At 65.6% G+C, this 14,552-nt stretch carries 9 protein-coding genes; 7 read left to right on the top strand and 2 right to left on the bottom strand.

Translation table 11 applies throughout. The features are described from left to right. Positions 1-31: 31 nt before the first annotated feature. The gene (locus BPHY_RS16555) at positions 32-850 is read right to left on the bottom strand and encodes an alpha/beta fold hydrolase (protein ID WP_012402592.1); all 819 of its coding nucleotides are present in this window, start codon (positions 848-850) and stop codon (positions 32-34) included. 90 nt (positions 851-940) lie between these two features. After that, complete coding sequence (locus BPHY_RS16550) at positions 941-1,348, bottom strand: hypothetical protein (RefSeq protein ID WP_012402591.1); 408 nt, start codon at positions 1,346-1,348, stop codon at positions 941-943. Positions 1,349-1,677: 329 nt separating this feature from the next. Here BPHY_RS16550 and bcsD point away from each other — a divergent pair, with 329 nt between their 5' ends. The 7 genes from bcsD to BPHY_RS16515 all read left to right on the top strand — a co-directional run bounded on the left by bcsD (position 1,678) and on the right by BPHY_RS16515 (position 14,531). Beyond that, positions 1,678-2,133, top strand: a complete 456-nt coding sequence (bcsD, locus tag BPHY_RS16545) for a cellulose biosynthesis protein BcsD (RefSeq protein WP_012402590.1) — start codon at positions 1,678-1,680, stop codon at positions 2,131-2,133. A 124-nt stretch (positions 2,134-2,257) separates the two neighbouring features. Next, positions 2,258-3,115 (top strand): cellulose biosynthesis protein BcsP, encoded by an 858-nt coding sequence (gene bcsP / locus BPHY_RS16540; RefSeq protein WP_041764272.1) that lies wholly within the window; start codon positions 2,258-2,260, stop codon positions 3,113-3,115. Continuing rightward, entirely contained in the window at positions 3,112-3,900 is a 789-nt protein-coding gene (bcsQ, locus tag BPHY_RS16535; RefSeq protein ID WP_012402588.1) for a cellulose biosynthesis protein BcsQ, read from the top strand. The genes bcsP and bcsQ overlap by 4 nt, the downstream gene beginning before the upstream one ends. After that, the gene (gene bcsA, locus BPHY_RS16530; protein ID WP_012402587.1) at positions 3,897-6,128 is read left to right on the top strand and encodes a UDP-forming cellulose synthase catalytic subunit; all 2,232 of its coding nucleotides are present in this window, start codon (positions 3,897-3,899) and stop codon (positions 6,126-6,128) included. The genes bcsQ and bcsA overlap by 4 nt, the downstream gene beginning before the upstream one ends. A 3-nt stretch (positions 6,129-6,131) precedes the next feature. Further along, positions 6,132-8,696 carry a cellulose biosynthesis cyclic di-GMP-binding regulatory protein BcsB gene (bcsB, locus tag BPHY_RS16525; protein ID WP_012402586.1) on the top strand — a complete coding sequence of 855 codons (2,565 nt, stop codon included), beginning with the start codon at positions 6,132-6,134 and terminating at the stop codon, positions 8,694-8,696. A gap of 1 nt (position 8,697) precedes the next feature. Further along, a complete protein-coding gene (gene bcsZ, locus BPHY_RS16520) occupies positions 8,698-9,930 on the top strand; it encodes a cellulose synthase complex periplasmic endoglucanase BcsZ (RefSeq protein WP_012402585.1) in 1,233 nt (410 codons plus the stop codon). Further along, complete coding sequence (locus BPHY_RS16515) at positions 9,903-14,531, top strand: cellulose synthase subunit BcsC-related outer membrane protein (protein ID WP_012402584.1); 4,629 nt, start codon at positions 9,903-9,905, stop codon at positions 14,529-14,531. The genes bcsZ and BPHY_RS16515 overlap by 28 nt, the downstream gene beginning before the upstream one ends. Positions 14,532-14,552: the final 21 nt, after the last annotated feature.

The following is a 14,552-nucleotide window of genomic DNA, read 5'->3' as shown; positions in this document are numbered from 1 at the left end:
ACGCCGTAAGCAGCGTCGTGCCGCGCAATACTCAACCGATCCAGCGCAACACAGCGGCGACGACGGCCTCGGGCGCGTCTTCCTGCACAAGATGGCCGGCGTTCGGCACGGGCTCGAAGCGCGCATCGGGAATGACGCCCGCCAGATGCCTGCCGCGTTCGATCGGAATCCATTGATCGTTCTCGCCCCACAGGATCTGCGTGCGGCAGCGCACCTGCGGATAGCGCGCTTCGATTTCATCGGTGTAGCGCTGATCCATCTGGGCGATCTGCCGGTAGAAGGCGGGTTGCCCCACTTCGCCGAGCCACGGAGACACATAAGGCGCGAGCTCGTGCGCTGCGATCGTCCTCGCGATCGAACCGCGAATGTACGCATTGACGACGGCCTCGTGAATATAAGCGGGCAGCCCCTCGAAAGCCGCTGCATGCTCGCGCACGTGTCGCACGAACGGCGACCCCCACGGAGCGACGGCGACGGGATCGATCAGCGTGAGGCTCGCATAGTCGCAGCCGTCGATCAGATGCGCGCGCAGCGCCGTCGCGCCGCCGAAGTCATGCGCGATGACATCCGGTGCGTCCAGTTGCCAGTGGTCGAGCAGGGCGGCGAGCAAGCCGTTCTGCACGCCCAACGAGACGTCCTGGCCATCGCGCCGTTCAGATTGCCCATAGCCGAGCAGGTCATACACATGAACCTTGCGATCGCGCGCGAGATGCGGCGCAATCCGATGCCATACGAACGATGAAAAGGGCGTACCGTGAATCAGCACGACGGGCGGTCCCTCGCCGAAAGTGCGATAGCGTACGGCCTGACCGCAATACGTGAGTTCCTGATCGAGTATCCACTGCGTCATGCGTACGCCCCTCCGTTCGGCATTCATGCAAGATTCGCGATGCAGATTCGCGCCATGATTAACGAGTCAAATGCGAAACAAACGAGTAGATTAATCGCCTGTTTCGAGTGACTTCAAGAGCGGCGCAACTTGTCCATGCGCATGTAGTATCTCGGGACTGGCCTGCAGGATTTGCCGGTAACGCGGCAGGAAAATATTGCCTGGTAAATCGTCGGAGAAAAGACCTGCGACGGCTTCGATGGCCGCTACGCGGTCGGCGCTCGTGGCCTTTTCGTCGTCGAGAATTTCGTCGACGTTCGCGATAACTGTCGACAACGGAGTCAACCAGCGAAACCCCGTACCGTTGATCAGCACTTGCAGGAAGGCGGCAGGCGTGACGGGACCGAACTCCTTCTCATACAATGCGCGCTCGTGATCGAGTATTGCCTTATGCAGCACCAGTAATGGCTTGCGTATGGCGCCGAGAAACTGAATGGCGCGTTCGTCGTTGATCTTCATCGTCTGACTCCCGAAGCATTTCAATTGAAGCATGCAGAAAGCCGCATTTATTGGTAAGGCGCGGAAAGAACGCGCAAGCGAATGAAGCACTCGTTCAACTGCACAGAGCCCCTGCAAAAGAGCAAGCGCACAATATTCGCCCGTCGCCCGCTTTCCACATCGGCAACCGTGCCGGTTGCCTTTTTATCGGCATCTGAACGATGCTATGCTGGCGGCGCCCATTTTGACGGTTCACTCAACAAATCAGGCTGTCGACGTAACGGTGTTCGATACTGGTTTACGAGTTCCATGCCCGTCAATCATACGCATACGCAATCAACCTCTCGTACATGCAAGACGAACACACGGCACCCCTGCTCGACTATTACACGCGACATCAGACTTCAGTGCAATGGCGTGGCTTTCTCAGCGCGCTAGCCGAAGAATTCGAGACTCAGCTTGATACCTCGCAACTGCGCACGCTGATGGCGCGCATCGGTGTGCGCTTCGCCGCACGGTATCCCGCCACCGGATGCACGACGCTCGACGACCTCGCTTCCTTTCTCAACGGCATCTGGTCGGAACTCGACTGGGGCTTTGTGCGTGTTGTCGAGCGGGACGACTATCTTTCCATCGAGCATAGCTGCGCACCGCTTGCCGCATTTGGCGAGCGGGCGGCGCCGTGGGCATCGGCGTTTCTCGAAGGGGCGTATCAGCACTGGTTGCGCGAACTGGGCGCGGGCTCGCTAGCGTTGCAGGAACATCCAAGCGCGAACGCGCACGCGTACGAATTCAGGCTGTCATGACCGACTAATGCGCGCTGACTAAACTTGGCGTCCTCGAAGACGTTAACCATTCAGTGAAACAGGGGGCGCCGACGGCACGAGCAGTGGAAGTGCAGCGATGCGCAGGACAAGTAGAGGAAACATCATGAGCGTTTCAGACGACGTCGGTAATCTGTTCCGACGCTTCGGTGGCGACGCCGGGCAATACCAGGAAGTCGCACGCGACGACGAAGCGAAGCAAGCCGCACTGCGCTGGCCGTTGCTGAACGCGCTCGATATCGCGCATGTCGGGCCGGTGCCGGACGCCGGGCGTCCGGGGCCGGCTGCTGCGCCGGGCTGTCGCCCCGAGCCGGCCGTTGCGTCGCCGGCAGGGCGGCGCGAGCAGCCGGTAAGGGCAACCGCGACGAGCACCTCGGAATCCACGGGAGCGGCGCGGCTGCCCTTGTTCGCGCGCGGACATCGGCATGCAACGATGCCGCCGCCCGTCACGCCGGCGCGTACGGGCGCCAACCGTTTCAGCGCGCCGCCGGCCGTCGCAGCGGCACCCGACCCTGCGCCCGCCGCCGAGCGCAAGAAAGCGGCCGCGAACGCTGTGCGCATGGCGGCTGCCCCGGTTGCAGCACCCGCCGCCCCGCCCGTCGCGGCAGCGCCGGCTGCGGCACGGCCTGTGCCGCCCGTCACACCAGCTTTCCGCGTTTCTGCGCTTCATCATGTAGCCCAATCTGACCCAGGTCCCTCTTGTTCGGGCAGACGCCAGTCGTTTGGCCCTGCCCCATTTACAGGGCCCGTGCCGGAAGGCACGCGCGACACTGCATGGCAGCAAGGCGGCTCGATTCTCTCGGGGCTGTTCGGCGGCAAGGCAGCTCCATCGGGAGCGCTCGCAGCCGCGCCGTCGAAAGACCTGTCGACTCTCTTCGCGCGACTGTCGCGCGGCCCGGCGGCGCCCGCCCGTTCACTGCGCGACACGTTGCGCACGCGCTTCAAGGCGGATGGCGAGGCATGAGAGTCGTGTCGGTTGTATCCGCCAAGGGCGGCGTCGGCAAGACGACGCTGGCTGCGAATCTCGCATCGGTGCTCGGCTCGAATGGACGCCGTGTGATCGCCGTCGACTTCGATCCGCAGAACGCGCTTCGCCTGCACTTCGGCATTCCCGTCGACAATTACGACGGCGTCGCGCGCGCGACGCTCTCGGGCGCATCGTGGCGCACGGTGATGTTCGACGGCATCGACGGCATCACGGCGCTGCCGCATGGCGCGCTGAACGAAGATGACCGGCGCGTGTTCGAGGCGCGGCTCGATAGCGATCCCTATCTGATTCGCGAATCGCTCGACGCGCTCGCGCTCGATGCGGACGACATCGTGCTGATCGACACGCCGCCGGGCGCGACGGTCTACACGCGGGCCGCGTTGCTGGCCGCGGACTTCGTGCTGAACGTCGTGATCGCGGACGCCGCGTCGTACGCGGCAATCCCGCAGATGGAGCGGCTGATCCAGGCGTACGCGTTGCCGCGCCAGGACTTCATCGGCTACGGCTACGTGATCAACCAGGTGGACCAGGGCCGCAGTCTCACCAAAGACGTGGTCAAGGTATTGCGCGATGCGCTCGCCGGCCATCTGTTCCCTGGCGTCATTCATCTTGACCAGGGCGTAAGCGAATCGCTTGCGTACGACACGACCGTGATTCACTACGACCCGCATAGCCAGGCCGCCGCCGATCTGCGCGCCTGCGGCGAATGGCTGGGCGCGTGCCTGAACGGCCAGGCCAGGCTGCCGAGGAGCGTCGCATGAGCACGGCGCCTGAAGACATTCTCGATGCCGTCGACGCCGAGCCGCCGCGCCGCTCGCGCTTCGACCGGCTGGCTTCGCATCTGATCGACGGACGCATTCTCGGCAGCAAGCCCGTCACGATTTTGCTGGTGCTGTTCGCGCTCGCCTCGCTGTTCTTCGTGTTCACGGTGCCGCTCGCATTCGGCGAGCAGCTTACGTTCGCACTCTGCTGCTTCGTCTGCGCAATGCTGTTCAGGCGCGCAAAGGGCCATTACGCGACGCTCGTGATGATCATGCTGTCGGTGATCGCGACGGGGCGCTATATGTACTGGCGTCTGACCGAGACCACTTACTGGGAACGTCCGCTCGACGCCGCCTGGGGGCTGCTGCTGGTGTCGGCGGAAGTGTATGCGGCGCTCGTGCTGATGCTCGGCTACTTTCAGACCGCCTGGCCGCTCAAGCGCAAGCCGTTGCCGCTGCCCGCCGACCGCAGCGAATGGCCGACCGTCGATATCTTCATCCCGACCTACAACGAGCCGCTCTCCGTCGTGAAGCCGACCGTCTACGCGGCGATCGCGCTCGACTATCCGAAAGACAAGCTGTCCATACACGTGCTCGACGACGGCCGCCGGCCCGAGTTCAAGGCGTTCTGTGAAGAAGTGGGGGTTGCGTGGACGATCCGCTCGCACAACCGCCACGCGAAGGCGGGCAACATCAATGAAGCGTTGAAGATCACCGACGGTGAATACTTCGCGATCTTCGACTGCGATCACATTCCGACACGCTCGTTCCTGCAAGTGGGCCTGGGCTGGTTCCTGCGCGACAAGAAGCTGTCGATGCTGCAGACGCCGCACCATTTCTTCTCCGCCGATCCGTTCGAGAAGAATCTCGGGACGTTCCGCAAGGTGCCCAACGAGGGCGAGCTGTTTTACGGTCTCGTGCAGGACGGCAACGACCTGTGGAACGCGACATTCTTCTGCGGTTCTTGCGCGCTCTTGCGCCGTACGATGGTCGAAGAGATCGGCGGCATCGCCATCGAAACCGTGACGGAAGACGCACACACGGCGCTCAAGCTGCACCGCCGCGGTTACACCACCGCGTATCTCGCGATTCCGCAGGCCGCGGGACTCGCGACGGAAAGCCTCGGCGGCCACATCGGCCAGCGCATCCGCTGGGCGCGCGGCATGACGCAGATCTTCCGCATCGACAATCCGCTCACCGGGCGCGGCCTGACCTTCGGCCAGCGGCTCTGTTATCTGAACGCGATGATGCACTTCTTCTACGGCATCCCGCGTCTGGTGTTCCTGACGGCGCCGCTGTCGTTCCTGTTTTTCAACGCGCATATCATCCAGGCGGCGGCGGGCACCATCGCGATTTTCGCGCTGCCGCACATGTTCCACGCGAACGTCACGAACTCGCGGATGCAGCAGAAGTTCCGTCACTCGTTCTGGTCCGAGGTCTACGAGTCGGTGCTCGCGTCGTACATCACGGCGCCGACACTGCTCGCGCTGATCAACCCGAAGCTCGGCAAGTTCAACGTGACGGCGAAGGGCGGCCGCATCGAGGAGCAGTACTTCGACTGGGCGATCTCGCGTCCGTATCTGATCCTGCTGGCGCTGAACCTGATCGGCTTTATCGTCGGTTGCGTGCATATCGCGCTCAACGCCAGCTTGCACAGCGAAGTGCAGACGACCGTGCTGAACCTCGCATGGACGGGCTACAACATGCTGATCCTCGGCGCGAGCGTGGCGGCGGCGCGCGAGCAGCGCCAGGTGCGCGCCACGCACCGCGTCGCGATGCGCATTCCGGCGTCGCTGCGCTTTTCGACGGGCCGCACGCTCACTTGCGAAACGGTCGACTATGCGGAAGGCGGACTCGCGCTGCAACTGCCTGCCGCAATCCAGGTGCCGCTGCACGAGCAGGTCGTCGTATCGCTGTTTCGCGGTCAGGACGAATTTGTGTTTCCCGCCGATGTCACGTACGCGGTGCCGGGCCGCGTCGGGCTGAAGTTCGGCGCGATGACGCGCGAGCAGGAGCTGGACTTCGTGCAGAGCACGTTCGCGCGCGCCGATGCATGGACCGGCTGGGCGGAAGGGCGTGAAGTCGATACGCCGCTCAAGAGCTTCTCGCATGTGATGCGCGTCGGTGTGGGCGGGATCGGCGGACTGTTCGAACATCTCTACGCCGACCTGCGCACGCTGCGCAGCAGACGCAAGGCCGCGGCAAACGACACGAAGAACGGAAAATAACGGATGCGGATCTTGCGATACGACGCCGCTGTTGCAGCGGCGATGAGAACGGGTGTGCGTTTGCTGGCGTGCAGCGCGTGCCGGCTGCCGCTGCGCGCGACGGTGGGCGCGCTGCTGTTCGCGGCCACGTTGCCTGCCGTGCAGGCGGCTTCCGCCAGCCCGCCGGGCGCTTCACCGGGTGCCGTTCCCGCGACGAAGGCGCAGCTTGCGGCGACGCCAGGCACGACGCCTGCGAACCAGCCGCTCGTCGCCCAATCGACGGCGCCCGCGCCCGCCGGTAACGGCTTGCCGCCGCTGCCGTCGGCCAAGCCCGTCGATGCGCGCGCCGCGCAGCAGCCGTCGTTCGCCGAGCCGGCGCCGCAGACCTTCGCCGCTGTGCGCAGCGGCCGCGACACGATGCCGACCACGGCCGACAACGGCACGGCCGTATCCGGCGGGCGTCGTCAGACATTCACGTTCGCTCAACTTGGCGCGCTCGATCCGCTGCAACTGCGCGGCGTCGACGGACAGAACGGCGTGCCGTTCTCCGTGCGCGCCGACGAAGTGGTCACGGGCGCGAATCTGCATCTGATCTACAGCTATTCGCCGTCGCTGCTGTCGAATCTGTCGCATCTCAAAGTGCTCGTGAACGGCGAAGTGGCCGCCACGCTGCCGCTGCCGCGCGAGCAGGCGGGCACGCTGCTCGCCCGCGACATTCCGCTCGAACCGCGCCTCGTCACCGAGTTCAATCACCTGAACATCCAGTTGATCGGCCATTACACGCAGGGCTGTGAAGACCCCGCGAGCAGCGCGCTATGGGCGACCGTCAGCAATGCGAGCACGCTCGACCTGACCTTCGCATCGCTGGCGACGAAGCCGGATCTCGGCGCGTTGCCGTTGCCGTTCTTCGACCGGCGCGATGTCCGCAGGCTGGAGTTGCCGTTCGTGTTCGCCGCCAAGCCGTCGTCGCAGGCGCTCGAAGCGGCAGGCGCCGTCGCGTCGTGGTTCGGCTCGCTCGCGGGCTATCGCGGCGCGCTCTTTCCGGCGCAGCTCGACAACGCGCCGCTGTCGGGCAACGCCGTGGTGTTCGCGACCAACGATGAACGTCCAGCGGGAGTCACACTGCCCGCCATCAATGGTCCCGTGCTCGCGATCGTCGATCGCGAAGCGCCCGCGCGCGGCAAGCTGCTGCTCGTGATGGGACGCGACGCACGCGAGCTGAAGATTGCGGCGAACGCGCTGTCGCTGGGAGAAGCAGCGCTGTCGGGCACCATGCAGACGATCACGCACGTCGACGCGCCGCGCGCACGTCAGCCGTACGACGCACCGGGCTGGCTGCCAACCGACCGCGCCGTGCGCTTCGGCGAACTGACCGTGCCGAAAGACCTTTCCGTGCGCGGCTACAACCCGGACGTGGTGCGCGTCGACCTGCGCATCGCGCCCGATCTGTTCACCTGGCGCACCAAGGGCGTGCCCGTCGACCTGCGTTACCGCTACACGGTGCGCCCCGCGCCGGACCGTTCGACGCTCAACATCAGCGTCAACAATAACTTCGTGCAGGCGCTGCGCATTCCGGCCGAGTCGTCGTCGATGCTGGATCTCGGGCGCTATCTGAACCGGATGCTGCCGGACCACACGGCGCCCGCGTCGAAAGAGATATTCATTCCACCGCATCTGCTCGCGTCGCAGGCGCAGCTGCGCTTCCATTTCTATTACGACATGCCGAAGACGGGCGAATGTCAGGGGCAGGTGCTCGACAACGTGCGCGGCGAGATCGATCCCGATTCGACCATCGATCTGTCGTCGTTTCCGCACTACATGGCGTTGCCCGATCTGGCCGCGTTCGCGAACAGCGGCTGGCCGTTTACGAAGCTCGCCGACCTCTCGCAGACGGCGGTGATCCTGCCCGCGAACGCGAATCCGAGCGACTACAGCCTGTATCTGATGGTGATGGGCCGCATGGGCGCGTCGACGGCGTACCCCGTGACGGGCGTCACGGTCGCGACGGCCGGCGACGTGCAGCGTCTCGCCGACAAAGATCTGCTTGTGATCGGCGCACCCGGCCAGCAGCCGTTGCTGAGCGCCTGGGAAAAGGACATGCCGTTCTCTGCCGCCGACGACACGCGCCGTATGCAGTTCTCGAACGTGTCGTTCCGCATCGCCAACTGGTGGCATGGCAATCGCGGCGGCGTGCGCACGGCGGGGCGCGCGGACCTGTCGCTCGTGAATTCATCGGGCGACGCGATCGTCACCGGATTCCGGTCGCCGCTCGAAAAAGGGCGCAGCGTGGTCGCGCTGATTTCGGCGCCGGGCCAATCGGAAGCGGATCTGACCAACGCGATGCTCGATCCCGATCTCGTCCAGTCTATCCAGGGCGGACTGACGGTAGTGCGCGGCCGGACGCTCGAAGTGGTGTCGAACGGCGACGTGTACTACGTCGGGCATCTGTCGCCCGTCGAGTACATGCGCTGGGCGCTGTCCGTGCATCCGCTGCTGCTGGTGTCCGGCGGCCTGCTGGCGGCGCTGATCATCGCGGCGGTGTTCTACCGGCTGTTGCGCGCGGTCGCGGCGCGCCGGTTGAAGGATTGATATGCGGGAGGCGTTTATCTTCTCCTCATGGCGGTTCAGATTGCGCGCGCCGCTTGCCCGGCCGCTCGTATGCGCGGGTCTCGTTGGCAGCCTTGTCGCGAGCATGACGGGCCATGCGCAGGCCGCCACCTGCGACGACTGGCCCGCCTATCGCGCGTTCGTGTCGCGCTTCGTGCAGCAGGACGGACGCGTCGTCGATTTTTCGACGCCGACGCAGCAGACCACGTCCGAAGGCCAGTCCTACGGCATGTTCTTCGCTCTCGTCGCCAACGACCGCGCGACCTTCGAGCGACTGTTGCGCTGGACGCGGGCGAACCTGTCGGCGGGACGCTTCGACGGCGGCGACGTGAAGCTGCCCGCGTGGCAGTGGGGCAAGAAGCCGGACGGCGCGTATGGCGTGATCGATCCGAACTCGGCGGCGGACTCGGACCTGTGGATCGCCTACGATCTGTTCGAAGCGGGACGCCTCTGGCGCGAGCCTGCCTATACCCAGCTCGCGTATGCGCTCGTTACGCAGGTCGAAAAGCAGGAAGTCGCCGATTTGCGCGGCCTCGGTCCCATGCTGCTGCCCGGTTCGCAAGGCTTTCGCAACGGCGCGACGACGCGTCTGAATCCGAGCTATCTGCCGTTGCCGCTGATCCGCGCGCTCGCCGCGCAGTCGCCGAACGGGCCGTGGTCGCGCATCGCGGACAACGCGTTCAAGCTCGTCAAGACGACGGCACCGCTCGGCTTCGCGCCGGACTGGGCCGCATACCGCGATGGCCAGTTCGTCGTCGACCCGCAAACGGGCGATGCCGGCAGCTATGACGCGATTCGCGTGTATCTGTGGGCGGGCCTCGCCGCGTCCGCCGATCCCCTCGCGAAGCCCTGGCTCGCCGCGCTGCATGGCATGCGCGACCGGATTGCGCAGACGGGCGTGCCGCCCGAGAAAGTCGCGACGACCACGGGCAATGCGGCGGGAGAAGGCCCCATTGGTTTCTGGGGCGCGCTCCTGCCGTATTTCCGCGCGCTCGGCGACACGCGTGCGGCGGGCCTCGCGCAAACGCATCTGGCGTCGCTCGCGACGCCCGCGCCGGGCGCTGCGCAAGCCGCTCGAAACCAGCCTGTCTATTACGACGAGGTGTTGATGCTCTTCGGTACAGCGTCCGCAGACGGCCGCTACCGCTTCGATGAAAATGGCCGTCTCGTGCCGCGTTGGGAGAATACATGCCAATCCGCCAACGCGCGCTTGTAATCGGCATCGCGCTCACGCTCGGCGCGGGCGCGGCGGCGTCGGCATTCGCGCAGGGGCAGCCGAACGACCCGATGAACGTGCTGATCGATCAGGGCAAGTACTGGCAGGCTCATCAGCGCGGCGACCTCGCCGAGCAAGCGTGGCTGAAGGTGCTGCGCATCGATCCGAAGCAGCCCGACGCGCTGTACGGCATGGGCATCGTGATGTCCGACCGCAAGGACGGCGCGGGCGCGCAGCAATACCTCGCGCGGCTTCGCCAGGCCGCGCCGAACTACCCGAACATGGACGAACTCGCGCGGCGCCTCGGTCAGTCGAGTCCGACCGATCAGGCCGTCAACGACGCGCGGCGTCTCGCGCAGTCCGGTCAGCAGGCGTCGGCGGCCCAGGCTTACCGGCAGGCGCTGGGCACGAAGCCGGCCAATCCGCAGCTCGCGCTCGAGTACTATCAGGCGCTCGGTTCCTCACCGCAGGGCTGGGAAGAGGCGCGTCGCGGGCTCGAACAGCTCGCGCGCGAGCATCGCGACGATCCGCGTTTCGCGCTCGCGTATGCACGGCATCTGACGTATCGCGAAGCGAACCGGCGTGAGGGCATCGAGCAGCTTGCGCAGTTGTCGAAAGATTCCATCGTCGGCGCGCAGGCGAAAGCGGCGTGGCGCCAGGCGCTGCTATGGCTCGGCGTGCGCGCATCGGATGCGCCGCTGTTTCAGGCATATTTGTCCGTCGCGCCCGACGACGCCGCCGTCAAGGCCCGCGCCGATTCGATCTCGGAACAGGACCGCCGCGCGAGCGAGCGCGCGCAGCAGAACGCCGGTGCAGACGCACGCGGCCGCACCGTCGCCGAAGGCTTCGCGGCGCTCGATCGCGGCGACCTCGTGACGGCGAAGGCGCGCTTCTCGTCGGTACTTGCAAGTTCTCCGAACGACGGCGACGCGCTCGGCGGCATGGGCGTTGCGTTGCTCAAGCAGGAGCAGTTCGCGCAGGCGCGCGAGTATCTGCTGCGCGCGTCGCAGCAGGGCGGCGCGGCGCGCTGGCGCGAGGCGCTCAACAGCGCGACCTACTGGATGTACACGAGCGAAGGCCTCGGCGAACAGAGCAACGGCAATCTGGCGCACGCGAAGGCATTGTTCGAAAAAGCGATTGCTGTCAGTCCCGGCGATGTCACCGCGCAAACAGCGCTCGGAGATCTGCTGATGCAAAGTGGCGACCCGCGCGGCGCGGAAGCGGCGTTCCGGATGGCGCTGCGCCGCCAGGCCGATAATCCCGATGCGATCCGCGGGCTCGTCGGCGCGCTCGCCGCGCAAGGACGCGGCGACGATGCGCTCAGCTTCGCGAACCAGTTGACGGAAGCGCAGCGCAAGAAGGTTGGCGGCGCGGACCGTCTGCGTGGCGAAGCGCAGGCAGCACAGGCGCGCGCGGCCGAAGCGCGCGGCGATCTCGGCAATGCACGCAGCCTGTTCGAAGATGCGCTGCTCAGCAATCCTGACGATCCGTGGCTGCGTCTGGATCTCGCGCGCATCTACGCGAAGCAGGGCGCGTATGCAAACGCGAAGAGCATCATGGACGGGCTGATCGCGCTGCATCCGGACATGCCCGACGCGTTCTACGCGAGCGCCTTGCTGGCCGCGGACATGCAGGACTGGCGCTACGGTCTGTCGCAACTCGAACGCATTCCCGTGAACAAGCGCACCGACGCGATGGCGTTGCTGCAACACCGGCTGTGGGTGCATCAACAGTGCGACGAAGCCGTAGCGCTCGCGAAGAGCGGACGCGTCGCACAGGCGCGCGGGGTGCTGAACAACGCGGAACCCGTCGCGGGCAACCATGCCGAGCTGATCGGCGCGATCGCGTCGGCGTATGTGAATACGGGCGACACGGCGCGTGCGCTGATGATGGTGCGCGGTGCCGTCGCACGTTCGCCGAACGACGCGGGACTGCTGCTCACCGACGCCGGCATTCTGCTGAACGCCGGCCAGGATGCCGAACTGGGCGAAGTGATGCGGCGCCTCGCGTCGATGCAACTGACGGGGCAGCAGCGCAGCGACTTCGAGAAGATCAACGTGGCTATCGTTGTGCGCCGCACGGACGCGCTGCGTCAGGCCAACGATCTGGCGAGCGCATTCGACGTGCTGTCGCCCTGGCTCGCGGCCCGCCCGAACGATCCCGACATTCTTGCGGCGCTCGCGCGCCTGTACACCGCGAACAACGACAACGCGAACGCACTCGCCACCTATCGCCTGGCGCTCGCGCAGAATCCAAACGACCTTGGCCTGCTGCTGAACGCGGCGGGCGCGGCGACGCAGATCCGCAAATTCGATTTCGCCGAGTCGAGCTTGCGGCACGCGTTGCGCATCGCGCCGAACAATGCCGATGCGCTTGCCGCAATGGGCCGCATGTATCGCGCGCAAGGCAGGAACAGTCTGGCCGCGCAGTATTTCCAGCGCGCGCTGATTGCGCAGAACGCGCCGCTCGCGCGTCAGGGGACGCAGCCGGCAGGTGTGAACGGAACGCCCGTGCCGAGCGGCTGGGACGTGCCGCTGCCGCCAAGAGGTCCGATTCCGCTGCCGGGCACGAACCCGTTTGCGAACCGGACGTCGGCGGATGCGTCGAACAGTGTGCCGTTTCCTGCGCAGAACACCCAACCGTATCTGATGCCCATGCCTGCCTATACTCCGCCGACGCAGCCGGCGCCTTACATCGCGCCGCAAACGCAACCGGCTTCGCAAATCGATTCGCTCGGCGTGCTCGCGCCGCAAGCGGCATCGAATGGACGGGAGGCGCCGGATGTCGACGGCTATGGTCCCGATCAGTACGGCTCGTCGCAGTCGGGCGGCGGGCTCGCGCCGGGGCAGGCGTATCCGGGGCAAGGGTACGCGCAGCCGCAGAGTTACCAGCAGCCGTATCCGCAGCAGGCGTATCAGCAACCGGTGTACGTGCAACCGAACGATGCCGCAGTGAGCACGCCCTGGCCGATGTCGCCGCAGGCGCAGGCCGCCGCACAGGCGCAGGCGACGCAGGGGATGAATCAGCAACCGACGTCGGCGTCGAAGAAGCGCGCGGCGAAGAATGCCCGCGCGACGAACAGCAGCGCGGCATCTGCGCAGCAGCAGGGCTATGCGCAACCGTACCCGCAGCAGCAGGCTTACCCGCCGCCGTATCCGCAGCAGCCCGCTTACGCGCAGCAGCCGTATCCACAGCAGCGCGCGTATGCACAACAGGCGTATCCCCAGCAGGGCTATCAGCCCCAACCGTATCAGCAACAGGCCTATCCGCAACAGGCGTATCCGCAGAACTACACGAATCAGGGCTACGGCCTGGTGCCGTACATTCCGCAACCGCCCGCGCCCTATCCGGCGCGCAACGCGCAGTTGCAGGACGAACAGAACCGGCAGTATCGGCAGCCTGCGCAGCCGCAGCCGCTGACCGTCGAAGAAGAGCTCGCGCAGATCAATCGCGAGCAGACCAGCACGGTGAGCGGCGGCATCGTGTTTCGCAACCGCGACGGCGAGAACGGCCTGTCGAATCTGACCGACATCGAAGCGCCGGTGCAAGGCCGCATTCGTGCGGGCGACGGCCATGTGATCGTCGAGGTCACGCCCGTGACGCTCGATGCGGGCACGGCGAGCAACAACACCAACACGCTGGCGCGCTTCGGCTCGTCGCAGGCGTTCGGCACCAGCACAGTGCTGCCCGGCTCGCAGACGGCCAGCGGCGTGGGCGCGGATGTCGGCTATGAGTGGCGCGGCCTGAAGGCCGACGTCGGTGCTACGCCGTGGGGCTTTCGCGAGCAGAACATCGTGGGCGGCGTGCAATATCGCGGCAATATCACCGACAAGGTGTCATACAAGCTGACGGCGGGACGCCGAGGGGTGACGGACAGTTTGCTGTCGTATGCAGGTGCACACGATTCGGCGATGAATCTGCAATGGGGCGGCGTGACGTCGAACGGTTTGCGCGGCGATGCCGGCTGGGACGACGGCACGAACGGCCTTTACGTGAACGCGTCGTGGGCCTATCTGATGGGCCACAACGTCGCCTCGAACAATGCGGTGAAGGGCGGCGGCGGTGTCTATACACGACTCGTCAAAGACACGGATCAGACGCTGACGGTCGGCGTCAACACGACGCTGATGCACTACGACAAGAACCTGTCGTACTTCACGTTCGGGCAGGGCGGCTATTTCAGCCCGCAGCAGTATGCGATCCTGAATCTGCCCATCGAATACACCGGGCGCAACGGGCCGTTCACCTATGACCTGAAAGCGTCGATCGGCGTGCAGCATTATCGTCAGGACGAGTCCGATTACTTCCCGACCAACAGCACGTATCAGAGCAAGGCGGCGTCGGCTTCGAACGTGCCGGACCCGGGTGCTGTCTATCCCAGCCAGAGCAAGACGGGTGTGTCGTATTCGATCGATGCCGTCGGCGAATATCAGCTCGCGCCGCAACTCGCTGTGGGCGCGGCTGCATCGTTCGGCAACGCGTATCAGTATCGCGAGTTCGTCGCTGCCGTTTACGTGCGCTATGCGTTCACAAAGCAGTCGGGCTCGAGCACGTTCCCGCCGTCGCCTGTGCGTTCGTACTATCTGCCCGTGAACGAATAAGGCCTGTTCTCCGACGAAGCA

Origin of the sequence: Paraburkholderia phymatum STM815 (assembly GCF_000020045.1) — a bacterium.
GTDB lineage: Bacteria > Pseudomonadota > Gammaproteobacteria > Burkholderiales > Burkholderiaceae > Paraburkholderia > Paraburkholderia phymatum.
The sequence above is the reverse complement of the archived record's forward strand: the minus strand, read 5'-3'. Positions and strand labels throughout refer to the sequence as shown.